The following is a 25,292-nucleotide window of genomic DNA, read 5'->3' as shown; positions in this document are numbered from 1 at the left end:
ACGGCCCTCAGAGCAGGCCGACCGGCGCCTTGCCCATCTCGACGTAGCGAAGGCCCGATCGGCGGCGCCGATGCCAGGCGCCGGGGCGCAGCGCCAGCACGACGAGGCCCGCCAAGGCAGCCACGCCTACGGCCACGGCGCCGAGCGCACCGACCATCCAGAGCCAGCCCAAGGCGACCAGCCAAACCAAACAGATTCCCCCGCGCATCCAGCCCGTCATGCCAATCTCCCGCGTCGTTGACTTACTTTAGCAGTGCTTTTTAGAACCGAAGCATTAGTAATAAGCAATAGTTGACACTATCCGTACCGCGGTGAATGCGATGTAGGAAATACTCTGCAACATGAGTTGACGAAGCGCGCGAGCCTTGTCCAAGCTATGCGGGCGGCGAGGCTCACCCAGGGCATTGCGAAAGGGCCATCTCGTGAACACGCGATCAGGGACTTTGTTGAGCCTCGTTCTGGCTTTTGCCGCAACGGGCGCATGGGCGGCCGACCTCGAGCTCCAGGGCAGCCGGCTGATCGTCAGCGGCGTGCTCGACGGCAGCGCCGTCAAGGAATTCGAAGCGCGGCTGGCAGGGGGCCACGTGCGAACGGTCGTCTTCGAGAACGCACTCGGAGGATCGGCCGAGGTGGCCGAGGTCTTTGCCCGGGCGATCCGCAACGCGGGCGTCAACACCGAAGCCAAGGGACAGTGCCAGGCAGCCTGTGCCTTCGCCTTCCTGGCCGGCAAGGAGCACCGCTTCGGCCATGGCTTCCAGGTGCATGCGCTCCTGATCCCGGTGCAAGGCAAGCCGCAGCCCGGAGAACTCGCGAGCCGCTGGCGCGGCGACGACGCCAACCGCACGCTGGCCGAGTTCATCGAGCCGGCCGGCACGCATGCGCCGATGAGCGAAGGCGCAGCGCCTTCGGCCTTGATGCCCGCCGTGGAAGGGACCCCGGCCGCCACGCCGTCCGCTGCCCGGGATCGCTGGCAACCCAACCAGGGCGTGCTGTTCACCTCGACGCCGACCCTGTTCGGCCGCGTGAGCAACAGCTTCTACTGCGATGGCACCCAGGGGCGGGACCTGTCGCGCTGCGAGCTGCTGTCCGACGCCGATCCGGTCAAGCTCGGGGTGCTGACGCCATAGCGCTCCCGCGCCTTCGGACTGCCGGAGTTCTCACCCGACCCAGCGCGCCGCCAGCGGAAAGCTGAAGAAGGCGCCCACCGTGGTCCACAGGATGATCCGCGCGATCCGACCGTTGTCGGCGCCGAAGCGCTCGGCCAGCATCGAAACGTTGCTTGCGCTGGGCAGCGCGGCCGCCAGCACCATCGTCACCATCGCCGTCTGGCCCAGCGGCACGCCGAGCGCGCGGACGGCGTGCGCCAGAGCCCACACCAAAAGCGGATGCACGATGAGCTTGATCAGAACCGCAGGCAGCACGTCGACGAGCGGAGCCTGGGCCCTCGCGGCGGTCGGAGAAGGGCCCGCCGCGCTGCCCAGTGCGGCGGCCACGGCCGCGCTGGCCCGGTGCTCGCGCGCCAGCAGCGCCGAGCGGGCGAGCACCGCGCCGATCGTGAACAGGGCCACCGGAGAAGCGGCCTCCGCCAGCATCGCGACCGTGCGGTCGATCGGGCCCGGCAGCGTGAACTGCGTGGCCGAGGCCAGAACGCCGAGCAGGATGGACCACGGCATCGGGTTGTAGAGGATGCCGCGCATCGCCTGCCGCAGCGCCCGGGCGGCGCCCTGGCCGTCGGCCCCGTCGAGCCGCGACAGCGCGATGCACAGCGAGGACGTGACGACCATGTCGAAGGCCATGGTGACGATCGTGGTCGGGGCCGCGGCCGCGCCGAGGATCGCCACCAGCAGCGGCACGCCCATGAAGCCGGTGTTCGGGAAGGCCGCCACCAGCGCGCCGAAGGCGGCGTCGTTCCAGCCGATGCGCGGATTGCGGCTCAGGGCCACCGTGGCCGCGACCACCGTCAGTGCGGCCAGGCTCCAGACGATGGCGACGCCGCCGTCGAGAAGCTGCCCGATCGGCGCCCGGGCGCCGAAGCGGAACAGCATGCAGGGCAGCGCGAAGTACAGAACGAAGGCGTTCAGCCCCGGAATCGCCGCCAGCGGCAGCAGGCCGCCGCGGGCCGCCGCATAACCGGCCGCGATCAGCGCGAAGAACGGGACGGTGACGAGGAAGATCTGCAGCACGCGGCCATTGTCCATGGCGCGCCGCTTGCTTTGTCCGCCGACGGCACCGACCGGCGTCCTAGCACACCCGGCGTGGCATCCGCGCACGGGTGCCCCCGTATCATTCCGGCTTCCCGCTCGCTCCTGCCTCATGTCCTCCGGTCTCAATCTCGCGCAACAAGAAGCCGTCAACTACATGCACGGTCCCTGCCTGGTCCTGGCCGGGGCCGGCTCGGGCAAGACGCGCGTGATCACCCACAAGATCGCGCGCCTGATCCAGGCCGGGCTCGAGCCGAACCGCATCGCGGCCATCACCTTCACCAACAAGGCGGCCGCCGAGATGCGCGAGCGCGCCAAGGGACTGATCGGGCGCGACGCCAAGAAGGTGGTGGTGTGCACCTTCCACGCCCTGGGCGTGCGCATGATGCGCGAAGACGGCGCGGTGCTGGGCCTGAAGCCGGCCTTCAGCATCCTCGACAGCGACGACGTCACCAAGATCCTCAAGGATGCCGGCGGCACCACCGATGCCGCCACCGCGCGCATCTGGCAGTGGACCATCAGCAAGTGGAAGAACATGGGCCTCGACGCGGCCCAGGCCGAGGCCCAGGCGGTGGACGACAACGAGCGCATCACGGCCCGCATCATGGGCCGCTACGAGGAGCGCCTCGCGGCCTACCAGAGCGTCGACTTCGACGACCTGATCGGCCTGCCGCTCAAGCTGCTGCAGCAGCACGACGCGGTGCGCGCCAAGTGGCAGGCCGCGCTCGGCCACGTGCTGGTCGACGAATACCAGGACACCAACGCTACCCAGTACGAGGTGCTGAAGGCGCTGGTCGGCGAGCGCGGCCGCTTCACCGCGGTGGGCGACGACGACCAGTCGATCTACGGCTGGCGCGGCGCCACGCTCGACAACCTGAAGAAGCTGCCGGTCGACTATCCGAACCTCAAGGTCATCAAGCTCGAGCAGAACTACCGCAGCACCAGCGCGATCCTGCGCGCGGCCAACAACGTGATCGGGCCCAATCCCAAGCTGTTCCCGAAGACGCTGTTCAGCGAACTCGGCGAAGGCGAGCCGGTGCGCATCGTCGATGCCGACAGCGAGGCCCACGAGGCCGAGCGCACCGTGGCACGCATCCAGAGCCTGCGCGCGGGCGATGCCACCACTCAGGGGCCGCAGCACAAGGAGTTCCGCGACTTCGCCATCCTCTACCGCGCCAATCACCAGGCGCGCGTGTTCGAGCAGGCGCTGCGCAAGGCACAGATTCCCTACAAGGTGTCGGGCGGCCAGAGCTTCTTCGACCGGGCCGAGATCAAGGACCTCTGCGGCTGGTTCCGGCTGTGGGTCAACAACGACGACGACCCGGCCTTCCTGCGCGCCGTGACCACGCCCAAGCGCGGCATCGGCCACACCACGCTGGCCGCGCTCGGCACCTTCGCGAGCCAGTACAAGCTGAGCCTGTTCGAGGCGCTGTTCAGCCCCTCGCTGCCGAGCGTGATGCCCAAGCGTGCGCAGGAGGGCCTGCACGAGTTCGGCCGCTACATCAACGACCTCGAGTACCGCGCGCGCCGCACGCTGGGCGCCGAGGACGCGCGCGCCTTCCTGGCCGAATGGCTCAAGGAGATCGACTACGAGAAGCACCTCTACGACGGCGAGGACAGCGAGCAGCTCGCGGCCAGCCGCTGGACCAACGTGATGGAGTTCTGCGACTGGATGTCGCAGCGCTGCGGCGGCACCATCGACGACGCCTCGGGTGCCACGGTCGAGAGCGAACGCAAGAGCCTGCTCGAGGTGGCGCAGACCATCTCGCTGCTGTCGACCATCAGCGAGCGCGAGCAGGACCAGAACGTGGTCACGCTGTCGACGCTGCATGCGTCCAAGGGCCTCGAATGGCCGCACGTGATGCTGGTCGGCGTGACCGAGGGCCTGCTCCCGTTCAAGCTCGACGACGACAACGGCCGCCAGGAAAAGATCAGCGACGACACGCTGACCCGGCTGCAGGAAGAACGCCGGCTCATGTACGTGGGCATCACGCGGGCCCAGCGCAGCCTGGCCGTGAGCTGGACCAAGCGGCGCAAGAAGGGCCGCGAGATGGTGGCGGCGCAGCCGAGCCGCTTCATCGCAGAGATGGCGCTCGACAAGAAGACCGCCAAGGAAGACCCGCGCGAGAAGCTCAAGGCGCTGCGCGCCGAGTTCGCGCGCAAGGTCCAGGACAACGCGGCAGCGGCAGCAGCCGCCGCGGCGGCAGCGCCATGACGAAGCGCCTGCGCCTGGCCGGCATCGCCGCCGCCGCGAGCGTGCTGGCCGCCGCCGCAGCAGCCCAGACCGCACCGCCCCCCGCGGCGACGCGGACGCCGGCCCCGGCAAGCGCCGACTGTCCGGCGCGCGGCACCGAGCTTCCGTTGCCCAGACTCTTCGGCCAGTGGGAGGCCCGGATCGAAGGCACCGAGGGCGTCGCAAAAGTCAAGCTCAACCAACATCCGGACTATGCGGGCGTCCGGGGCACAATCACGCGCGCCGTACCCGGCAAGCCCGACTCGGTGGGCCAGCTCGCTGGCGACATCGACGACGACGGCATGCTGAGCCTCGACGAATCGCTCGATGGCCGCGGCATCAGCGGCGTCTGGCTCGGCGAGCTGCAGCCCGCCTCGTGCGGCCGGCAGTGGAAAGGCGTCTGGCGCAATGCCGCGGACGAAAGCCTGAAACCCTTCGTGCTCGACAAGACCGGCCCTGCTACACCCTGACAGATTGATGAATACACAAGCTTCCTTCCTCGCCGCCTTCTTCGCCGGCCTCGGCGCCACGGGCGCATGGGCACAGCCCGCGGACAAGCCGCCGAGCCCGCTGTCCGAATCGCAACTGACATGGCAGCAGTGCCAGAAGCTCGCAGGCAACGATGCCCGCCTGGCCTGCTTCGACCGCTGGGCGCAGCAGCAGACCCTGCCCGCGACCGCGGTGCCCGCGAGCCCGACCGTGCTGGTCGAGACCATGCCGCCCGTGGACGCCACGGTGCCGGCCACGCGAGTGGTGACGATCACCAGCGAGGACGGCTGCCGCGACCGCCAGTATTCACACCTGTCGCGCTTCTGGGAACTCGAGGAAGGCAGCAGCTGCGGCACCTTCGGCTTCCGCGGCTACCGGCCGCTGAGCGTCGGCCTCGGTGTCGCGGCGAATGAGCCCGAGACCCCCACCTCACCGGCGCCGAACCACACGGGCGAGGACCGGCCCTACCAGGCGCAGGACATGCGCATCGGCCTGTCGCTGCGGACCAAGCTCGCGCAGGGCATCCTCACGGGCGACGACCCCTCCAAGAAGGACGGCCTGTGGTTCGCCTATTCGCAGTTCTCGACCTGGCAGGTCTTCAACAGCGAACTGTCGCGGCCCTTCCGCACCACCGACCACGAGCCCGAAGTCATCTACAGCTACCCGCTCGACTACAAGCTGCCGTGGGGCTGGCGCCTGCGTTACACCGGCCTGGGGCTGGTGCACCAGTCGAACGGCCAGGACGAGCCCTACTCGCGCAGCTGGAACCGGGTCTACCTGATGGGTGGCATCGAGATGGGCGACAAGTTCGTCATCACGGGCCGCGTCTGGAAGCGCATCTCGGAGAACGCGGCCAACGACGACAACCCGGACATCACCAAGTATCTCGGCAACGCCGACGTCAAGGCCGCATGGCAGGTCGACCGCTTCAACCAGCTCGGCGTCCAGGTGCACGGCGGCAAGGGCGCGATCCGGCTCGAATGGCTCAAGGTCATCGGCGACCCGGTGCGCAGCAACCTGCGCTTCCAGACCCAGCTGTTCTATGGCTACGGCGACACGCTGGTCGACTACAACCGCAAACGCACCGTGTTCACGATCGGGCTGGCGCTGGTCGACTTCTAGTCGCGCGGCGGCGCCGGGCCGGGCCGGGCCGGGCCGGGCCGGCCCGGGCAACGACAATGCAGCTTTGCCCGACCGCACCGGCCTCGTGCCGGCCGACCGCTGCCATGACGTCCTCTCCGCTTCCCACGCTATCCCTGCTCGAAACCCGTGTCCTCGGCGTACTGGCAGAAAAGCAGCGCACCGTGCCCGACAGCTACCCGCTCACGCTGAACGCGCTGCTCGCGGGCTGCAACCAGAAGACCAGCCGCAACCCGATTCTCGAGGTGAGCGACGCCGAGGCGCAGGCCACGCTCGACAGCCTCAAGGGCCGCAGCCTGGTGTCGGAAACCAGCGGCGGGCGCACCTTCCGCTATGCGCACAACATCGACGGCGTGCTGCGCATTCCTTCGCAATCGATCATCCTGCTGACGGTGCTGATGCTGCGGGGGCCGCAGACCGCGGGCGAGCTGCGGATCGCCTGCGATCGGATGCACAACTTCGCGGACATCTCGGCCGTCGAAGGCTTTCTGGAAGAGATGGCGGAACGGGCGGCCGGCGCCCTGGTCGTCAAGCTGGCGCGCCTGCCCGGTGCGCGCGAGAGCCGCTGGGCACATCTGCTGAGCGGCGGTCCGGCAGAAGACGCGGCGACATCGGCGACGGGCCCGGGTACGCCGCTCGCTGCTGCCGATTTCTCGCTCGGTGAAGTGGCGGCATTGAAGGCGAACGTGGCCCGACTCGAAGGCGAAGTGGCGCGTCTGGATGCGCTGCTCGCGCGCGTCTGTTCGGAACTGGGCATCGATGCCGGAGGCTCGCGCTGAGCGGACTCGATCTCGCGACCCAACGAAAACGCCCCAGGACCTGAAGAGGTGCTGGGGCGTCTGGATTTGGTGGCCTGGGGCGGAATCGAACCACCGACACGCGGATTTTCAATCCGCTGCTCTACCAACTGAGCTACCGGGCCTTGGTGTGCAGCCTGCGATTATACAGCGCTTCGGCGGCCTCTCGAAAGATCGACGCCAAGTTGCTTGAGTTTTCGATACAGGTGGGTGCGCTCGAGGCCGGTCTTCTCGGCCACGCGGGTCATGGAGCCGTTCTCCATCGCGAGATGGAACTCGAAGTAGGCCTTCTCGAAACCGTCGCGTGCGTCGCGCAGCGGGCGGTCGAGATCGAAGCTCTGGGTCGACTGCGGACCGAGGTCGGCAGCCGGCAAGGAAGGCGCTGCCGGAACCAGCGTGCTGTCGCCCACCGTGGTCACGACGGCGGCGAAGCTGCTCGCGGGCGGCACCACGCTGGCAGCGGCGCGGCGTGCGCTTTCGCGGGCCAGGCCCTGCTCCACCGCCTTCAGCAGCTTCTGCAGCGTGATCGGCTTCTCGAGGAAGGCGAAGGCGCCGATGCGCGTGGCGTCGACCGCGGTGTCGATGGTGGCGTGGCCGCTCATCATCACGACCGGCATGCTCAGGAGGCCGGCAGCGGACCACTCCTTCAGCAGCGTGACGCCGTCGGTGTCGGGCATCCAGATGTCGAGCAGCACGAGGTCGGGGCGCGCACGCTGGCGCGCTGCGCGCGCTTCGGCGGCGTTCTCCGCCAGCTCCACGTTGTGGCCTTCGTCATTGAGAATTTCGAAGAGCAGGTCCCGGATGCCCAGCTCGTCGTCGACCACGAGGATGTTTGCCATGTCTGCTTGAGTTGTGCGCGTTGCTTGTAGTTAGGAGTGATCGGTTCGCTTGGCCGCCACTGCCGTGCGCGAGCGCTCAGGTGATGGATGACTTCGAATCTTCGGTGTGAGCGACCGCTCCCTGCGGCTGCGCTGCAAGCGCGAATGATAACGAGACTTGCGCCCCCGCCACAGCCCCTTCGACCACACGATTCGAAAGTTCGATCCGGGCTCCGTGCTCATCGGCGATCTTCTTGACCACCGCAAGGCCCAGGCCGGTGCCCTTGGCCTTGGTCGTGACGTAGGGCTCGAAGGCCCGCTTGAGGATGTTGTCGGCGAATCCGGTGCCGCTGTCCTGCACCGTGAGGCGCACCCGCTGGCCCGAATCACCGAGCCGCGTGCGGATGGTCACCTCGGCAGGCTGCCCCGTGCGCAGCGCCTGGCTCTCGGCGGCGTCCTGGGCGTTCTGCAACAGGTTGTGAATCACCTGCCGGATCTGCTGCTCGTCGCCGCGGATCGGCGGACAGCGCGCGTCGAGCTCGGCATGGAGCGCCACGCGCGCGTTCTCGGCCGGATACAGGTGCAGCACGTCGGCCACCAGCGCGTTGAGATCGACCGGCCTGAGGTCGGCTGCGGGCAGCCGCGCGTAGTCGCGGAATTCGTTGACCAGCCGCTTCATCGCATCGACTTGGTCGACGATGGTCTTGACCGACTTGGTGAGGATCGCCTGCTCCGGCTGGGCGACCTTGCCCGACAGCTTCATCTCGAGCCGCTCGGCCGAGAGCTGGATCGGCGTGAGCGGATTCTTGATCTCGTGGGCGAGCCGCCGCGCGACCTCGCCCCAGGCCTGCGCGCGCTGGGCCGAGACGATCTCGGAGATGTCGTCGAACACCAGCAGCCGTTCGGCGCCCGGCAGTTCGGCACCCCGGGCGACGATGTTGATCGCGTCCTGGCCCATGATCGAATCGCCTTCGGGATGCAGCTCGAAGGCATGCTGCCAGTGATCGAGGCCATGCTGCAGCCGCTCGACCTCGAAATCGTCGAACTGCTGCTGCACGTTCTGCGCGAAGGTGGCCAGGTTCGGCACCGCGGCCAGCTGCTGGCCCTCGAACGCCGCCAGCGGCGCACGCAGCACGCGCGTGGCACCCGGGTTGGTCGAGCGGATGTAGCCCGCGGCATCGAGCACGATCACGCCCGAGGTCAGGTTGTCGAGGATGGTCTGCAGGTTCGAGCGCGCGGCGTCGAGTTCGCCCATGGTCTTCTCGACCGCGCCGCGCGCGTCCGCGAGCTGCTGCGTCATGACCGCGAACGAGCGCGTGAGGCCGCCGAGCTCGTCGCGCCCCTGCAGCACCGCGGTGGGCCGCAGGTCGCCGGCCGCCACCTGGCGCACGCCATCGGCCAGCACCAGCAGCGGCCGCGCCAGCTGGGTGCCGAACAGCACCGCGAGCAGCACGGCGCCGAACACCGCGAGGAACAGCGTCAGCGTGAGCGTGCCGATGTACATGCGGCGCAGGCCCTCGCGCGCGAGCGCGCGCTCCTGGTATTCGCGGTTGGCCTCCTGAACCGCGAGCGCGTTGGTGACGACCGCCGGCGGCAGCGGCTGCGTGACCTGCAGGAAGCGCGGCTCGGTGTTGAACTCGAAACCCTGGCTCTGCACGAGCGCCAGCGCACGCACGCTGGCCGGCGGCGCCGGCGCACCACCGGCCGGCGTTTCGTCGAGGCCCTCGATGTGGGCCACTGCGCGATCGGCGCGCACCTGGCGCAGCTGCTGCTGGGTCGGCCGCTCGGGACTCAGCTGGAAGCGCGAGGCGCCGGCGCTGGCTACCAGCTGGCCGGTGCCGGTCCAGAGGATGACATCGGTGGCGCCGAGCTGGTCGCGGATGCGCTCCAGCACCAGGCCGGCCCGGGCATCGGGCACGTTGGCCAGCTGGCTGCTCGCCGTCCGGGTCTTGTTGGCAAGGTCGTCGGCCAGCGAGTCGAGCGTCGCCCGACCGAGGTTGAGGCCGGCATCGAGCGCGCCCTCGACCTTGACGTCGAACCAGCTCTCGATCGAGCGCGCGACGAACTGGTAGGAAACGACGTAGACCAGCACGCCGGGCACCACGCCGACCAGCGCGAAGATGGCCGCCAGCTTGATCAGCAGGCGGCTGCCAAACTTGCCCTGCCGCAGTCGCCGCAGCAGCCGGAACGCAACCCAGCCGATGACGATCACGAGCAGCGCCGCGACCACCACGTTGATCCCGAACAGGCGCGCGTAATTGCGCTCGTAGAAGTCGCGGTTGTTGGTCGCCTGGGCCAGCAGGAACATCAGCACCAGGCCGATTGCGGTGACCAGCGCCGCCACCACGCCGATGGCCCAGCGGATGGCGCGCGAACGCCGCGCCGCCGGCGACGCCCGCGACGCCGCCCGCGGATCGGTGCTCATTTCGTCTTCTCCACCGGCAGGCGGACGCTCTTCTCGACCGAGATGTTCCAGTCGTTCTGACCGACGGCGCCGATCTGGAACGGCCTCGGCAGCTGCGAGGTGTCGAGCCGGAACTTGAAGCTGACCGGGTGCGTGGCGTCGTCACCGAGCTCGGCGACGTCTCCGAGCCGCATGCGACCGATGCGGCTCACGACCTCGAGCGCATCGGCCAGCGTGTCGAAGTTCTGGTTCAGCGAAACGCCGAAGCCGGCGTTGGTGATCGGGGCGGATGACACGTTGAGTCGCCAGCGGCGCGTGAGGGGCTGGTAGGCCAGGCGCATGTAGCGCGAAGCCTGCGCGACCTTGAGATCGGTCCAGTACCAGCGCTCCCGATAGAGCTCGGCCTCGGCCACGAAATAGATCGCGATGCCCTTGTCGAGAACTTCCTCGACCAGCGGCGGCAGCTCGAAGCTCACCTGGGCTGCGAGATAGATTCCGTCGTCGGCCTGCTCGAGCCGCAGCTGGGTGATCGCGGCGCCGCGCCCTTCCGCCCGCGTGGCGCCGGGCAGCCAGCCGAGGACCAGTGCCAGGACCAGCAGCAGCGACGGCAACGCCAGCCGGGCCGCCCAACGCCTTTCAGCGGGGCAGCTTCTCGAGCAGCGCGTAGAAGAATCCGTCGTGATCACCCAAGGCATTGTCCGGGACGCCACGCGCATTCACGGCGCTTTGGGGCAGCAAATGGCCCGGGGAAGGCAGCAAACGGGCATCGGTGTTGTGTGCAAGGAACGCCTCGATCTGGTGCGCGCCCTCCTCCACAAACACCGAACAGGTGCAATAAAGGAGCCGGCCGCCCGGCCGTACCAGCGGCCAGAGTGCGGCCAGCAGCATGGCCTGCTGCAGCGCCAGCTGCTCGATGTCGCTCTCGCGGCGCAGCCAGCGCACGTCCGGGTGGCGCCGCACGATGCCCGAAGCGGTGCATGGCGCATCGAGCAGGATGGCGTCGAAGGGCCGGGCATCCCACCATTCGGCCGGCCGAGAGGCGTCCGCGACCAGAACCGTGGCGGCCAGCCCGAGGCGCGCCAGCGTGTCGTCGATCCGCCGGCTGCGGGTGGCGTCGACCTCGAGCGCCGTGACCTCGGCCGCAGGCGCCAGCTCGAGCAGGTGCGCGGTCTTGCCGCCCGGCGCGGCGCAGGCATCGAGCACCCGCAGCGCCGCTGCCGGGCGCAGGTCCAGGCCCGAAAGCAGCAGCGGCGCGGCGATCTGGGCGGCGGCGTCCTGCACCGAGCATTCGCCGTCGGCGAAGCCCGGGATCTGGCCCACCGGGCGGGCACGCTCGAGCTGCAGGCCACCGGCGCCTACCGGCCGCGACGGAATGCCCGCGGCCGCCAGTCCCTGGCGCATCGCCGCCACGCTCGTCTTTAGCAGGTTAACGCGCAGGGTCATCGGCGCCTGCATGTTGTCGGCCCCGAGCACGCGCTGCCACTCGCGCGGATGCTGGCGCTTGAGCCGCTCGACCCACCAGCGCGGGTGGTTCCACTGGGCCACGGGCTCGCGGTCGGTGAGCGCCACGAGATCGTCGCGCTCCCGCAGGAAGCGGCGCAGGCAGGCGTTGATGAAGCTGGCCTGGGCGCGGGTGCCGGGGTTGCGCTTGGCAGCCTCGACCGCCTGGTCGACCAGCGTGAAGGGCTCGTAAGGCGAGCGCTCGGCATCCCAGGCCAGCGCGAGCGCGGTGCACAAAAGGGCATCGGCGGCCGGCGGCGGGGTTCGCTTGGCGAGCTGGCGGCGCAGTGCCTCGGCCCGGCCCAGCCAGCGCAGCACCTGGAAGCCGAGGGCCTGCACGCCGGGCCTGAGCACCGGCTCGACGGCGTCGAAGGCCACCGAGCCAGAGACGCCGCTGCGTATGGCAGCGAGCGCGCCGGCCGTGAGCTGCAACTGGCGCCACAGGGGCGGCGAATCAAAAGGAGGGTCTGGTAGATCTGACAACTTGGGGTCGATGGTAAGCGAGGGGGGCGCGCGGGCCGCGCGGCGGGGGCGTCAGCGCAGCGGAGCGGCCGGGCGAAGCTGCATGATCCAGGCCACCAGCAGCGCCGGGAACTGATGGATCGCGTCGTTGTAGTGCAGCACGGCCAGATTGAACTGGCCGCGCGCGATCTCGGCCGCGGCCGAGGGTTCGGGCCAGGCGATCGGCGCGGTGCCTTCGACCGCCGGGACCGGCTCGGCCACGCCGCCGAGCGGCACCGGGCGCGACAGCGTGCCGTCGGCATCGAAGCTCAGAACCGCATCGGGATGCAGCCGCTGCCAGGCCGACACCAGCACGTGCAGGGCGGTGCCGAGCGCGGCGATGCCGGCCGGCGCCAGCGGGCGCAGCCGGGTGGCGGCCAGCAGCGTTGCGAGCTGACCGGCCGCCGCCTGCAGCGAGGTGCCCGACGACAGGCCCGGCACCGCCTCGTCCGCGCTGCCCTCGGCGGCATCAGCGTGGGCGCGCGCCAGGACGAACTCGAGCTGGCGGACCAGCGCGGCGTCGAGCGTCGTGTAGGCCTGCAGGGCCGCCGTGCGCAGCCGCATCAGGCGGTTGTAGGCGCCGACGAACCAGAACAGGACCAGCGCGAGCGCGATCCAGGGCATCAGCGAGTCGGGCAAGGCGCTCATGAGCTCCATGCGCCCAATGACGAAGCCCCCGATCCGCGGGCGGAAAGGGGGCTTCGGGTTCCGGTCATGACCGGGATGCTAACGCCTCACGAAGGCGTCATCGGCGCGTCACTCGGTGGCGGCGCCTTCGCTGGCGTCGACCGTGGTCGTGGTCTCTTCCGCCGAGGCGCTCGAACCGTTCAGTTCGGCAGCTTCGGCTTCGGCGATGGCGCGGCGCTCGGCCTCGTCCATCGCATCCTTGACCTTGCGGGCCTGGTGGTAGGCCATGCCGGTGCCTGCGGGAATCAGGCGGCCGACGATGACGTTCTCCTTCAGGCCGCGCAGCTCGTCGCGCTTGCCCATGATCGCGGCTTCGGTCAGCACGCGCGTCGTTTCCTGGAACGATGCGGCGCTGATGAAGCTGTCGGTCGAAAGCGATGCCTTCGTGATGCCGAGCAGCAGGTTGGTGAACGTGGCGGGGATCTTGCCGGCGGCGCGCAGGGCGTCGTTGGTGTTGAGCATCTCGCTGCGTTCGACCTGTTCACCGGCGATGTAGTTGGTATCGCCGATGTTCTCGACAACGACGCGGCGCAGCATCTGGCGAACGATCACCTCGATGTGCTTGTCGTTGATCTTCACGCCCTGCAGGCGGTAGACGTCCTGGACCTCGTCCACGATGTAGCGGGCGAGCTCTTCGGAACCCAGCAGGCGCAGGATGTCCTGCGGGTCCGCCGGGCCGTCGACCACGCTCTCGCCCTTGTTCACCACCTGGCCTTCGTGCACCAGGATGTTCTTTTCCTTCGGCACCAGGTCTTCCCAGACCGTGCCTTCGGGATCGGTGATCTGCAGGCGGATCTTGCCCTTCGTTTCCTTGCCGAACGACACGGTACCGGTCATCTCGGCCAGCATGCCCTTGTCCTTCGGCGAGCGGGCCTCGAACAGCTCGGCCACGCGCGGCAGACCGCCCGTGATGTCGCGGGTCTTCTGACCTTCGACCGGGATGCGCGCCAGCACCTCGCCGGGGCCCACGTCCTGACCGTCGCGGATCTGGACCAGCGCGCCGATCGGGAAGCCGATCGTCACCGAGTGATCGGTGCCGGGGATCTTCACTTCGGCGCCCGAGGCGTCGATCAGCTTCACTTGCGGACGCACGACCTTGGCAGCGCCGCGGCGCTTCGGGTCGATCACGACCAGGGTCGACAGGCCGGTGACTTCGTCCACCTGCTTGGCGACCGTGAGGCCTTCCTCGACGTTCTCGAACTTCGTCATGCCGGCGAATTCCGTGATGATCGGGCGCGTCAGCGGGTCCCAGTTGGCGAGCACGTGGCCGGCCTTGATGGTCTGGTCGGCCTTGACTGCCAGCGTGGCGCCGTATGGCACCTTGTGGCGTTCGCGCTCGCGGCCGTGCTCGTCGTGAATCACGATTTCGCCCGAACGCGAGATGACGACCAGCTCGTTCTTGCTGTTGGTCACGTAGCGCATCGTGGCGTTGAAGCCGATCGAGCCGTTCGACTTGGCTTCGACGCTCGAGGCCACCGCCGCACGCGACGCCGCGCCACCGATGTGGAAGGTCCGCATCGTGAGCTGGGTGCCGGGTTCGCCGATCGACTGAGCCGCGATCACGCCGACCGCTTCGCCGTTGTTGACCAGGCCGCCGCGGCCGAGGTCGCGGCCGTAGCACTTGGCGCAGATGCCGAAGCGCGTAGCGCAGGTCAGCGCGGTGCGGACCTTGACCTCGTCGACGCCGTCGAGCTCGATGGCATCGATCACGTCCTCGTCGAGCATGTCGCCGGCCTTGACCAGCACGGCACGGGTCTCGGGGTGCAGCACGTCTTCCGCGGCGGTGCGGCCGAGGATACGGTCGCGCAGCGATTCGATCGTTTCACCGCCTTCGACGATCGCGCGCATCACGGCGCCGTCGTGGGTGCCGCAATCCTGCTCGATCACGACCAGATCCTGCGTCACGTCGACAAGGCGGCGCGTCAGGTAGCCCGAGTTCGCGGTCTTGAGCGCCGTGTCGGCCAGACCCTTTCGGGCGCCGTGGGTGGAGATGAAGTACTCCAGCACGTTCAGGCCTTCGCGGAAGTTCGCGGTGATCGGCGTCTCGATGATCGAGCCGTCGGGCTTGGCCATCAGGCCCCGCATGCCGGCCACCTGGCGGATCTGCGCGGCGGAACCGCGGGCACCCGAGTCGGCCATCATGTAGATGGAGTTGAAGGACTCCTGGTCCACTTCCTTGCCGTGACGGTCGACGACCTTTTCCTTCGACAGCTTGGACATCATGACCTTCGACACTTCGTCGCCGGCCTTGCCCCAGATGTCGACCACCTTGTTGTAGCGCTCGCCCGAGGTCACCAGACCCGAGACGTACTGCTGCTCGATCTCCTTCACTTCCTTGGCCGAGCGGTCGATGATGCCGTGCTTCTCGGACGGCACCAGCATGTCGTCGATGGCGATCGAGATGCCGGCCTTGGTCGCGAGACGGAAGCCGTTCTGCAGCAGCTTGTCGGCGAAGACCACGGTCTCCTTCAGGCCGCACTTGCGGAACGAGACGTTGATGAGCTTGGAGATCTCCTTCTTCTTCAGCGCCTTGTTGATGTTCGAGAACGGCAGGCCCTTGGGCAGGATCTCGGACAGCAGTGCACGGCCCACGGTCGTGTCCACCAGCGAGGTCGAAGGCACGAACTCGTTCGTTTCCTTGTCCTTGGTGTACTCGGTGATGCGGACCGCGACCTTCGCGGTGAGCTCGACCACGTTGGCGTCGAGCGCGCGCTGGACTTCGCCGATGTCGGAGAAGACCAGGCCTTCGCCCTTGGCGTTGATGCGGTCGCGGGTCGTGTAGTACAGACCCAGCACCACGTCCTGCGAAGGAACGATCGACGGTTCGCCCGAAGCCGGGAACAGCACGTTGTTGGAGGCCAGCATCAGCGTGCGGGCTTCCATCTGCGCTTCCACCGACAGCGGCACGTGGACGGCCATCTGGTCGCCGTCGAAGTCGGCGTTGAAGGCGGCGCAGACCAGCGGGTGCAGCTGGATCGCCTTGCCTTCGATCAGGATCGGCTCGAAGGCCTGGATGCCCAGACGGTGCAGCGTGGGTGCACGGTTCAGCATCACCGGGTGTTCCTTGATCACCTCTTCGAGGATGTCCCAGACCACCGGCGTGCCGGATTCGACTTCCTTCTTCGCGGCCTTGATGGTGGTCGCGATGCCCATGGCTTCCAAGCGCGAGAAGATGAAGGGCTTGAACAGCTCGAGCGCCATCAGCTTCGGCAGGCCGCACTGGTGCAGCTTGAGCGTCGGGCCAACCACGATGACCGAACGGCCCGAGTAGTCGACGCGCTTGCCCAGCAGGTTCTGGCGGAAGCGGCCGCTCTTGCCCTTGATCATGTCGGCCAGCGACTTCAGCGCGCGCTTGTTGGCGCCCGTCATGGCCTTGCCGCGACGGCCGTTGTCGAGCAGCGAGTCGACGGCTTCCTGCAGCATCCGCTTCTCGTTGCGCGCGATGATTTCCGGCGCCTTCAGTTCGAGCAGGCGGCGCAGACGCGAGTTGCGGTTGATGACGCGGCGATACAGGTCGTTCAGGTCGGACGTGGCGAAGCGGCCACCATCCAGCGGCACCAGCGGACGCAGGTCCGGTGGCAGCACGGGCAGCACTTCGAGCACCATCCAGTTGGGCTTGATGCCCGACTTGCGGAAGGCCTCGAGCACCTTGAGGCGCTTGGAGTTCTTCTTGACCTTGACTTCGGAGCCGGTCAGGTCGCCGCGCAGGCGCTCGATCTCGCTGTCGAGTTCGATGCCTTCGAGCAGGTCCTTGATGCCTTCGGCGCCCATCTTGGCGACGAACTCGTCACCGTATTCCTTGCGCTTCGCGTCGTAGTCGTCCTCGGACATGATGTCGCGCTTCTTCAGCGGGGTCATGCCGGGGTCGGTGATCACGTAGGCTTCGAAGTACAGCACGCGTTCGATGTCGCGCAGCGTCATGTCGAGCACCAGGCCCAGGCGCGACGGCAGCGACTTCAGGAACCAGATGTGGGCGCAGGGCGCGGCCAGGTCGATGTGACCCATGCGCTCGCGACGCACCTTGGTCTGCGTCACTTCGACGCCGCACTTCTCGCAGATCACGCCGCGGTGCTTCAGGCGCTTGTACTTGCCGCACAGGCACTCGTAGTCCTTGATCGGGCCGAAGATCTTGGCGCAGAACAGGCCGTCGCGCTCGGGCTTGAACGTGCGGTAGTTGATGGTCTCGGGCTTCTTCACCTCGCCGAAGGACCACGAACGGATCTTCTCGGGCGAAGCCATGCCGATCTTGATGGCATCGAAATGCTCATCGGGCGTGAATTGCTTGAACAGGTCGAGTAGAGATTTCATAAGACTCTTTCCCTTTTCTTGCTTAAGAGCGTTCCAGTTCGATGTCCAGGCCCAAGGAACGAATTTCCTTGACCAGCACATTGAACGATTCCGGCATGCCGGCTTCGATCGAGTGTTCGCCCTTGACGATCGACTCGTAGACCTTGGTGCGGCCGACCACGTCGTCCGACTTCACGGTCAGCATTTCCTGCAGCACGTAGGCAGCGCCGTAGGCTTCCAGTGCCCACACTTCCATTTCACCGAAGCGCTGGCCGCCGAACTGCGCCTTGCCGCCCAGCGGTTGCTGCGTGACGAGCGAGTAAGGACCGGTCGAACGCGCGTGCATCTTGTCGTCCACCAGGTGATGCAGCTTCAGGAAGTGCATGTAGCCGACGGTGACCGGACGCTCGAACTGGTCGCCGGTGCGGCCGTCGTACAGGTAGGCCTGGGTGCGGGTATCGGTCAGGCCCTTGAGCTTGGCGATGTCGTCCGGGTAGGCAAGCTTCAGCATGCCGCGGATCTCCTCTTCCGAGGCACCGTCGAACACCGGCGTCGCGAAGGTCACGCCGCCCGACAGGTTGGCCGCCATCTCGAGCACGTCGGAGTCGCTGAGCTTGCTCAGGTCTTCCTTGCGGCCCGAGCCGTTGTAGAGCTCGTCCATGAACTTGCGCACTTCGGCCACCTTGGCCTCTTGCTGCAGCAGGTCGCCGATGCGCTGGCCGATGCCCTTGCCGGCCCAGCCCAGATGCACTTCGAGCACCTGGCCGACGTTCATCCGCGAAGGCACGCCCAGCGGGTTCAGGCAGATGTCGCACGGCGTGCCGTCGGCCATGTGGGGCATGTCCTCGACCGGAACGATCTTCGACACCACACCCTTGTTGCCGTGGCGGCCGGCCATCTTGTCGCCGGGTTGCAGGCGGCGCTTGACGGCCAGGTAGACCTTGACCATCTTGAGCACGCCCGCGGGCAGCTCGTCGCCCTGCGTGAGCTTCTTGCGCTTTTCCTCGAACGCGAGGTCGAAGCTGTGGCGGGTCTGCTCGAGCGAGTTCTTGATCGACTCGAGCTGGCTCGCGACTTCGTCTTCGGCCGGACGGATGTCGAACCAGTGGAACTTCTCGATCGACGTGAGGTACGCCTTGTCGAGCTTGGTGCCCTTGGCCAGCTTGTTCGGGCCGCCGTTGGCGACACGGCCGGTCAGCAGCTTCTCGATCCGGTCGAAGGCGTCGGCCTCGACGATGCGCAGCTGGTCGTTCAGGTCGAGGCGGAAGCGCTTGAGCTCGTCGTCGATGATCTGCTGGGCGCGCTTGTCGCGAGTGATGCCTTCGCGCGTGAACACCTGGACGTCGATCACCGTGCCCTGCGAGCCCTGGTCGACGCGCAGCGAGGTGTCCTTCACGTCCGAAGCCTTCTCGCCGAAGATCGCGCGCAGCAGCTTCTCCTCCGGCGTCAGCGTGGTCTCGCCCTTCGGCGTGACCTTGCCCACCAGCGTGTCGCCCGGCTGCACTTCGGCGCCGACGTAGATGATCCCGGATTCGTCCAGGCGGTTGAGCTGCTGCTCGGCCAGGTTCGGGATGTCGCGCGTGATTTCCTCGGCACCGAGCTTGGTGTCGCGGGCCATCACCACCAGTTCCTCGATGTGGATCGAGGTGTAGCGGTCTTCGGCGACCACGCGTTCGCTGATCAGGATCGAGTCTTCGAAGTTGTAGCCGTTCCAGGGCATGAACGCGATCAGCATGTTCTGGCCCAGGGCCAGTTCGCCGAGGTCGGTCGATGCGCCGTCGGCCACCACATCGCCCTTGGCGATCTTGTCGCCGCGCTTGACGATCGGACGCTGATGGATGTTCGTGTTCTGGTTCGAACGCTGGTACTTGATCAGGTTGTAGATGTCGACGCCGACTTCACCGGCCGTGGCTTCGTCGTCGTTGACGCGCACCACGATGCGGGTCGCATCGATGTAGTCGACGATGCCGCCGCGGGTTGCAGTGACGACGGTGCCCGAGTCGACCGCGGAGACGCGCTCGATGCCGGTACCGACAAAGGGCTTCTCGGGGCGCAGCACGGGCACGGCCTGGCGCTGCATGTTGGCGCCCATCAGCGCGCGGTTCGCATCGTCGTGCTCGAGGAAGGGCACGAGCGAGGCGGCAACCGACACGATCTGCGCCGGCGACACGTCCATGTATTGCACGCGCTCGGCACCGACCAGGATCGATTCGCCGGTTTCACGCGCCGAGACCAGGTCGCCGGTCAGCTTGCCGTCCTTGTCCAGGGCCGCGTTGGCCTGGGCGATGACGTACTTGCCTTCCTCGATGGCCGACAGGTAGTCGATGTCCATCGTGACCTTGCCGTCGACCACGCGACGGTACGGCGTCTCGATGAAGCCGTACTCGTTCAGGCGGGCGTACAGGGCCAGCGAATTGATCAGGCCGATGTTCGGGCCTTCGGGCGTTTCGATCGGGCAGACGCGGCCGTAATGGGTCACGTGCACGTCGCGCACTTCGAAGCCTGCGCGTTCGCGGGTCAGACCGCCCGGGCCGAGGGCCGAGACGCGACGCTTGTGCGTGATCTCGGACAGCGGGTTGGTCTGGTCCATGAACTGCGACAGCTGCGAGGCGCCGAAGAATTCCTTCAGCGCGGCCGAGATCGGCTTGCTGTTGATCAGGTCGTGGGGCATCAGCGGCTCCTGCTCGGCCTGACCCAGACGTTCCTTGACGGCCTTCTCGATGCGGGCCAGGCCGGTGCGGTACTGGTTCTCGGCCAGTTCGCCGACGCAACGCACGCGGCGGTTGCCCAGATGGTCGATGTCATCGACTTCGCCGCGGCCGTTGCGCAGGTCGACGAGGATCTTGACCACGGCCAGGATGTCCTCGTTGGTCAGCACCATCGGGCCGGTCGATTCGTCGCGGCCGACCTTGGCGTTGAACTTCATGCGGCCGACGCGCGACAGATCGTAGGTGTCGGGGTTGTAGAACAGGCGCTGGAACAGGGCCTGCACCGCGTCTTCCGTCGGCGGCTCGCCGGGGCGCATCATGCGGTAGATGGCGACACGGGCAGCGAACTCGTCGACCGTCTCGTCGATGCGCAGGGTCTGCGAGATGTACGCGCCCTGGTCGAGTTCGTTGGTGTAGATGGCCTGCACGTCCTGCACACCGGCCGTGCGCAGCTTCTTGAGCAGCGCTTCGGTCAGCTCGTCGTTGGCCTTGGCCAGGATCTCGCCGGTGTCCGGATCGACGATGTTGCGCGCGACCACGCGGCCGACCAGGAAGTCTTCCGGCACGCTGATGTGGGTGGTGCCCGACTGCTCGAGCTCGCGCGTGTGGCGCGCAGTGACCCGCTTGTCCTTGGCCACCACGACCTTGCCCGACTTGTCAGTGATGTCGAAGCGCGCCACTTCGCCGCGCAGGCGCTCGGAGACGAACTCCATCTGCGCGCCGCTGTCCATGAGGCGGAAGTTGTCGTTGACGAAGAAGTTCGCGAGGATCGATTCCGGGTTCAGGCCGATGGCCTTCAGCAGGATCGTCACCGGCATCTTGCGGCGGCGGTCGACGCGGAAGTACAGCATGTCCTTCGGGTCGAACTCGAAGTCGAGCCACGAACCGCGGTAGGGAATCACGCGGGCCGAGAACAGGAGCTTGCCCGAACTGTGGGTCTTGCCCTTGTCGTGTTCGAAGAACACGCCCGGCGAACGGTGCAGCTGCGACACGATGACGCGCTCGGTACCGTTGATGATGAACGAGCCCTTGTCGGTCATGAGCGGCACTTCGCCCATGTAGACCTCCTGCTCCTTGACTTCCTTGACCACCTTCGACTGCGAGGTCGACGACTCGCGGTCATAGATGATGAGCTGCACCTTGGCGCGCACGGCCGAGGCGAAGGTCAGGCCGCGGGTCTGGCACTCGCGCACGTCGAAGGCCGGCTTCGCGAGGTTGTACTCGAGGAACTTCATCTCGACGAAACCGTTGTGCGAGACGATCGGGAAAGCGGCGTCGAACGCGGCCTGCAGGCCTTCCACGGTCCGTTTCTGGGGGGCGATGCCGGCTTGCAGGAACGCGGTGTACGCGTCCTTCTGCATCTGCAGCAGGTAGGGGATTTCGACGACGCTGTCGCGATTGCCGAAATTCTTTCGGATGCGCTTGCGTTCGGTGTAACTGTACGTGGACGTTTGGGCCATGAGAGCTCCGGGGCTTGAGATCTTCAGCGACGTGGTGAGGTGCGCGAGCACCACTCTCCTTGGCGGCTGGCCACTACCAGCCCTGGCGGACGGTGATGCGTTGCACATCACCCGAACCAAGGGGTCTTCTGCAGTCGGGGTCAGAAGACACTCAAAAAACGACAGCGTGCGGGCCGGTTTTTGGGTGCGCTCTGAAAGCGGCAAAGGCTGGAGGGCCTTTCGGCACACTCCAGCCCTTCAGGGAGACTGAATTACTTCAGTTCCACCTTGGCGCCAGCATCTTCCAGCTTCTTCTTGGCGGCTTCGGCGTCAGCCTTCGACAGGCCTTCCTTGACGGCCTTGGGAGCGGCTTCCACCAGGTCCTTGGCTTCCTTGAGGCCCAGGCCGGTGATTTCGCGCACGGCCTTGATCGCCGACACCTTGTTCGCGCCAGCATCCATCAGCATGACGTTGAATTCGGTCTGCTCTTCCACTGCGGCAGCAGCGGCGCCACCGGCGGCTGCGGGAGCCGACATGGCTGCGGCGCTCACGCCGAACTTCTCTTCGATGGCCTTGACCAGGTCGTTGAGTTCCAGGACCGTCATGCTGTCGAGCGCGGTCAGAAATGCGTCTTTATCGAATGCCATTTTTGTTTCCTAACAATTGGGTTGAATGTTTCAAACGCAAGGCTCAGGCGGCCTGCGGTTCTGCGGCGGGAGCTTCCGCCGGTGCTTCGCCACCACCACGCTTCTCGGCCAGCGCCGCGAGCACGCGGGCGGTACGAGAGATCGGGGATTGCATCAAGCCCAGCAGCTGGGCCAGCAGCACTTCCTTGGAAGGGATGTTGGCCAGTTGCCTCACGCCGTCGACGTCCAGGGCCTTGCCACCGAAGGCACCGCCGCGAATCACCAACTTGTCGTTGGTCTTCGCGAAATCGGCCACCACTTTCGCGGCAGCCACGGCGTCTTCGGAGAAGCCATAGATCAGCGGACCGGTCATCTGGTCGCCGACGATCTCAAACGCGCTACCCGCAACAGCACGGCGTGCCAGCGTGTTCTTCAACACGCTGAGGGTCACACCCTTGCTGCGTGCTTCGGAACGCAGTTTGGTCATATCGGCCACCGTGATGCCACGGTATTCCGCCATCACGAGCGTTTGAGCTTTTGCGGCGAGGCTGGTCACATCACTGATGACCGCTTCTTTCTCACTGCGATTCAGACTCAAGGTCTACTCCTTTTCAATGCGACTCTCGGCGGATGCCTCGAATCGCGCTTCATGCAGCGACCAACTGTTTCGGAACAAAAACGAATTCCTTGCAGCGGGGTCGCCATCTGCGCTGGTTGCCGGACAAAAGGTCCGGCGATTAAGTGCAGGCACCCTGCACACCAGCGGTCTTGGATGGCTCACGGCAACCGAGGCTGCCGCAACCCACCACATTCGCCCCACCCTTGCGGGCAGAGCCAATCTCATCAGCTCGCCGAGATGGTTTGCGTGTCCACGCGGACACCCAGACCCATGGTCGACGACACCGCCACCTTGCGCAGGTAGACACCCTTGCTGGTGGCCGGCTTGGCCTTGACCAGCGCTTCGATCAGCGCGGCCAGGTTGCCTTGCAGCTTGTCGGTGTCGAACGAGCGACGGCCGATCGTGCCGTGGATGATGCCGGCCTTGTCGACGCGGAACTGGACCTGGCCAGCCTTGGCGTTCTTGACGGCGGTGGCGACGTCCGGCGTCACGGTGCCGACCTTGGGGTTGGGCATCATGCCGCGCGGGCCGAGGATCTGGCCGAGCGTACCGACGACGCGCATCGCGTCAGGTGCGGCGATCACGACGTCGAAGGGCATGTCGCCAGCCTTCACCATCGCTGCCAGGTCGTCCATGCCGACGATGTCGGCACCGGCAGCCTTGGCCTCTTCGGCCTTGGCGCCCTGGGCGAACACGGCCACGCGCTTGGTCTTGCCGGTGCCGTTGGGCAGCACGACGGCGCCACGCACGACCTGGTCCGACTTCTTCGCGTCGATGCCGAGCTGCACGGCCACGTCGATCGATTCATCGAACTTGGCGGTAGCGGCTTCCTTCACGAGACCGATCGCATCGACGAGGGCGTACAGCTTGTTGCTGTCGACCTTGCCCACGAGGGTCTTTTGCTTCTTGGTGATCTTGGCCATTTACACGCCCTCCACATTCACGCCCATCGAACGGGCAGAGCCGGCGATGGTACGAACGGCTGCGTCCAGATCGGCAGCGGTCAGGTCCTTCATCTTGGCCTTGGCGATGTCTTCGAGCTGTGCGCGCGTGATCTTGCCGACCTTGTCCAGGTGCGGACGGGCAGAACCCTTCTCGAGCTTGATGGCCTTCTTGATCAGCGTGATCGCCGGCGGCGTCTTGATGATGAAGGTGAAGCTCTTGTCGGCGAACGCGGTGATGACCACCGGCAGCGGCAGGCCCGGCTCGACGCCTTGGGTCTGCGCGTTGAACGCCTTGCAGAATTCCATGATGTTCAAACCGCGCTGGCCCAGGGCGGGACCGATGGGCGGTGACGGGTTGGCCTTACCAGCTGGCACTTGCAGCTTGATGAAGCCGACGATTTTTTTCGCCATGACTTACTCCTTGCGGGTGATAGCGCCTTGGCTTTTCGGCCGCGGCTCCCCGGGGTTGAACGACTCTTTCTGCAACTCTTCGCGCCGAGTCGGGTAGCGCGAAGACATCCAATCAGTTGAGGACAGAGCACGCTTCGCGCGGCCTGCCCCGCAGAGCATCAGGTTTTTTCGACCTGGCTGAATTCGAGCTCCACCGGCGTCGCGCGGCCGAAGATCATGACCGAGACGCGCACCTTGCTCTTCTCGTAGTTGACTTCCTCGACCGTGCCGTTGAAGTCGGTGAACGGGCCTTCCTTGACGCGCACGAACTCGCCGACGATGAACTCGACCTTGTGGCGCGGCTTCTCGGTGCCCTGCTGCATCTGGTTCACGATGTCCTCGACTTCCTTCTGGGAAATCGGGGCCGGACGGTTCTTGGCGCCGCCGACGAAGCCGGTGACCTTGTTGGTGTGCTTCACCAGGTGCCAGCTCTCGTCGTCCATGATCATCTCGACCAGCACGTAGCCCGGGAAGAAGCGGCGCTCGGTCGTGCGCTTCTGGCCGTTCTTGATCTCGACCACTTCTTCGGTCGGCACCAGGATGCGGCCGAACTTGGCTTGCATGCCCGCGCGGCTGATGCGCTCGAGGATGTTGCGTTCGACGGCCTTTTCCATGCCCGAATACGCGTGCACCACGTACCAGCGAAGGTCGGGGTTGCTCGCGGGGGCCAGCAGCGGATTGATTTCCGGTGTGGCTTCTGCTTCGACGGCTTGGTCAGTCATTATTTTCTCCAGCCCAGAATGAGGTCGAAAAACACCCATTCGAGCGTCTTGTCGGTGAGCCAAAGGAAGATCGACATCACCGCCACGAAGGCGAAGACGTAGGCGGTCATCTGGATCGCTTCCTTGCGGGTCGGCCAGACGACCTTCTTGACCTCGCGCCACGAATCGCGGCCGAAGGCCCAGAGCTGGCGACCACTCTCGGAGCTTCCGAAGGCGCCCACGGCAGCCGCGAGGCCGACCAGCAGCGCAGCCCACTGCACCACCGAGCCCTGACGCTGGAGCAGGTAGAACGCGACGATGGCGCCCACCGCCAGCACGACGGCGACGGCCAACTTGGCTTTGTCGGCGCTGGTACTGACGGTTTCGATTTGAGAAGTGGCCATCTTGGGCTTTGTTCCTGCGGCCTTGCGGCCTTCAATTCAATGCGTCTTTCTAGACGCCGAAGCCCGTCAGGCTGTGACGGGCTTTTTTTGCCTTGCCGTCAGCTTCGACGGACCCGGCTTTCGGGAGGTGCCACCTGGGTGGCAGGGGCAGTAGGAATCGAACCTACAACCTTCGGTTTTGGAGACCGACGCTCTGCCAATTGAGCTATACCCCTCCGTCAATTCCTTGGCTCAGATGTCGAGGATCTTGGCCACGACGCCCGAACCCACGGTACGGCCGCCTTCACGGATGGCGAAGCGCAGGCCTTCTTCCATCGCGATCGGGTTGATCAGCTTCACGGTGA

21 protein-coding genes and 2 tRNA genes are annotated in these 25,292 nt (G+C 66.6%); 5 read left to right on the top strand and 18 right to left on the bottom strand.

The features are described 5' to 3' along the window. Window positions 1-7: 7 nt before the first annotated feature. Window positions 8-190, bottom strand: a complete 183-nt coding sequence (locus tag QTH87_RS07205; protein ID WP_286608102.1) for a hypothetical protein — start codon at window positions 188-190, stop codon at window positions 8-10. A 256-nt stretch (window positions 191-446) separates the two neighbouring features. On the opposite strand from QTH87_RS07205, the gene QTH87_RS07200 reads away from it, so the two are divergent. Beyond that, window positions 447-1,127, top strand: a complete 681-nt coding sequence (locus QTH87_RS07200) for a hypothetical protein (protein ID WP_286608101.1) — start codon at window positions 447-449, stop codon at window positions 1,125-1,127. Between the two features lie 30 nt (window positions 1,128-1,157). Here the strand turns inward: QTH87_RS07200 and QTH87_RS07195 are convergent, their stop codons facing one another. Continuing rightward, entirely contained in the window at window positions 1,158-2,183 is a 1,026-nt protein-coding gene (locus tag QTH87_RS07195; protein WP_286609045.1) for an AEC family transporter, read from the bottom strand. A gap of 130 nt (window positions 2,184-2,313) precedes the next feature. On the opposite strand from QTH87_RS07195, the gene QTH87_RS07190 reads away from it, so the two are divergent. The 4 genes from QTH87_RS07190 to QTH87_RS07175 all read left to right on the top strand — a co-directional run bounded on the left by QTH87_RS07190 (window position 2,314) and on the right by QTH87_RS07175 (window position 6,842). Then, on the top strand, window positions 2,314-4,416 hold the full coding sequence (locus tag QTH87_RS07190) for an ATP-dependent helicase (RefSeq protein WP_286608100.1): 2,103 nt from the start codon (window positions 2,314-2,316) through the stop codon (window positions 4,414-4,416). Beyond that, complete coding sequence (locus QTH87_RS07185; RefSeq protein ID WP_286608099.1) at window positions 4,413-4,904, top strand: hypothetical protein; 492 nt, start codon at window positions 4,413-4,415, stop codon at window positions 4,902-4,904. Before QTH87_RS07190 ends, QTH87_RS07185 begins: the two co-directional genes overlap by 4 nt. A 7-nt stretch (window positions 4,905-4,911) precedes the next feature. After that, window positions 4,912-6,045: a phospholipase A gene (locus QTH87_RS07180; RefSeq protein ID WP_286608098.1), complete on the top strand. Its 1,134-nt coding sequence runs from the start codon at window positions 4,912-4,914 to the stop codon at window positions 6,043-6,045. A gap of 104 nt (window positions 6,046-6,149) precedes the next feature. Beyond that, window positions 6,150-6,842, top strand: coding sequence for a YceH family protein (locus QTH87_RS07175; RefSeq protein ID WP_286608096.1), 693 nt, complete (start codon window positions 6,150-6,152; stop codon window positions 6,840-6,842). A gap of 67 nt (window positions 6,843-6,909) precedes the next feature. Here the strand turns inward: QTH87_RS07175 and QTH87_RS07170 are convergent. The 16 genes from QTH87_RS07170 to QTH87_RS07095 form a co-directional block, all read right to left on the bottom strand. After that, a tRNA-Phe gene (locus QTH87_RS07170) sits at window positions 6,910-6,985 on the bottom strand. An 18-nt stretch (window positions 6,986-7,003) separates the two neighbouring features. Then, window positions 7,004-7,699 carry a response regulator gene (locus tag QTH87_RS07165; RefSeq protein WP_286608095.1) on the bottom strand — a complete coding sequence of 232 codons (696 nt, stop codon included), beginning with the start codon at window positions 7,697-7,699 and terminating at the stop codon, window positions 7,004-7,006. Window positions 7,700-7,775: 76 nt separating this feature from the next. Further along, window positions 7,776-10,103, bottom strand: a complete 2,328-nt coding sequence (locus tag QTH87_RS07160) for a sensor histidine kinase (RefSeq protein WP_286608093.1) — start codon at window positions 10,101-10,103, stop codon at window positions 7,776-7,778. Next, window positions 10,100-10,693: a DUF4390 domain-containing protein gene (locus QTH87_RS07155; RefSeq protein WP_286608091.1), complete on the bottom strand. Its 594-nt coding sequence runs from the start codon at window positions 10,691-10,693 to the stop codon at window positions 10,100-10,102. Before QTH87_RS07155 ends, QTH87_RS07160 begins: the two co-directional genes overlap by 4 nt. A 25-nt stretch (window positions 10,694-10,718) precedes the next feature. Then, window positions 10,719-12,065 (bottom strand): 16S rRNA (cytosine(967)-C(5))-methyltransferase RsmB, encoded by a 1,347-nt coding sequence (rsmB, locus tag QTH87_RS07150; RefSeq protein ID WP_286608090.1) that lies wholly within the window; start codon window positions 12,063-12,065, stop codon window positions 10,719-10,721. A gap of 51 nt (window positions 12,066-12,116) precedes the next feature. Beyond that, a complete protein-coding gene (locus tag QTH87_RS07145; protein ID WP_286608087.1) occupies window positions 12,117-12,731 on the bottom strand; it encodes a LemA family protein in 615 nt (204 codons plus the stop codon). Between the two features lie 108 nt (window positions 12,732-12,839). Continuing rightward, complete coding sequence (gene rpoC / locus QTH87_RS07140; RefSeq protein WP_286608085.1) at window positions 12,840-17,078, bottom strand: DNA-directed RNA polymerase subunit beta'; 4,239 nt, start codon at window positions 17,076-17,078, stop codon at window positions 12,840-12,842. Window positions 17,079-17,100: 22 nt separating this feature from the next. Then, the gene (gene rpoB, locus QTH87_RS07135) at window positions 17,101-21,225 is read right to left on the bottom strand and encodes a DNA-directed RNA polymerase subunit beta (RefSeq protein WP_286608084.1); all 4,125 of its coding nucleotides are present in this window, start codon (window positions 21,223-21,225) and stop codon (window positions 17,101-17,103) included. Window positions 21,226-21,476: 251 nt separating this feature from the next. Continuing rightward, on the bottom strand, window positions 21,477-21,851 hold the full coding sequence (gene rplL, locus QTH87_RS07130) for a 50S ribosomal protein L7/L12 (protein ID WP_286608081.1): 375 nt from the start codon (window positions 21,849-21,851) through the stop codon (window positions 21,477-21,479). Between the two features lie 43 nt (window positions 21,852-21,894). Beyond that, window positions 21,895-22,428, bottom strand: coding sequence for a 50S ribosomal protein L10 (gene rplJ, locus QTH87_RS07125; protein ID WP_286608079.1), 534 nt, complete (start codon window positions 22,426-22,428; stop codon window positions 21,895-21,897). Window positions 22,429-22,673: 245 nt separating this feature from the next. Beyond that, on the bottom strand, window positions 22,674-23,372 hold the full coding sequence (gene rplA, locus QTH87_RS07120) for a 50S ribosomal protein L1 (RefSeq protein ID WP_286608076.1): 699 nt from the start codon (window positions 23,370-23,372) through the stop codon (window positions 22,674-22,676). After that, window positions 23,373-23,804 (bottom strand): 50S ribosomal protein L11, encoded by a 432-nt coding sequence (rplK, locus tag QTH87_RS07115; protein WP_286608075.1) that lies wholly within the window; start codon window positions 23,802-23,804, stop codon window positions 23,373-23,375. Between the two features lie 158 nt (window positions 23,805-23,962). Then, a complete protein-coding gene (gene nusG, locus QTH87_RS07110) occupies window positions 23,963-24,565 on the bottom strand; it encodes a transcription termination/antitermination protein NusG (RefSeq protein WP_286608073.1) in 603 nt (200 codons plus the stop codon). Further along, window positions 24,565-24,948 carry a preprotein translocase subunit SecE gene (gene secE, locus QTH87_RS07105; RefSeq protein ID WP_286608071.1) on the bottom strand — a complete coding sequence of 128 codons (384 nt, stop codon included), beginning with the start codon at window positions 24,946-24,948 and terminating at the stop codon, window positions 24,565-24,567. The genes nusG and secE overlap by 1 nt, the downstream gene beginning before the upstream one ends. A 139-nt stretch (window positions 24,949-25,087) precedes the next feature. Then, window positions 25,088-25,163, bottom strand: a tRNA-Trp gene (locus QTH87_RS07100). A 16-nt stretch (window positions 25,164-25,179) separates the two neighbouring features. Beyond that, on the bottom strand, window positions 25,180-25,292 hold a 113-nt coding region (locus QTH87_RS07095; RefSeq protein ID WP_475539803.1), incomplete at its 5' end, for an EF-Tu C-terminal domain-related protein.

The sequence above is a fragment of the Variovorax jilinensis genome (assembly GCF_030316885.1).
GTDB classification, from domain to species: Bacteria; Pseudomonadota; Gammaproteobacteria; order Burkholderiales; family Burkholderiaceae_C; genus Variovorax; species Variovorax jilinensis.
The sequence above is the reverse complement of the archived record's forward strand: the minus strand, read 5'-3'. Positions and strand labels throughout refer to the sequence as shown.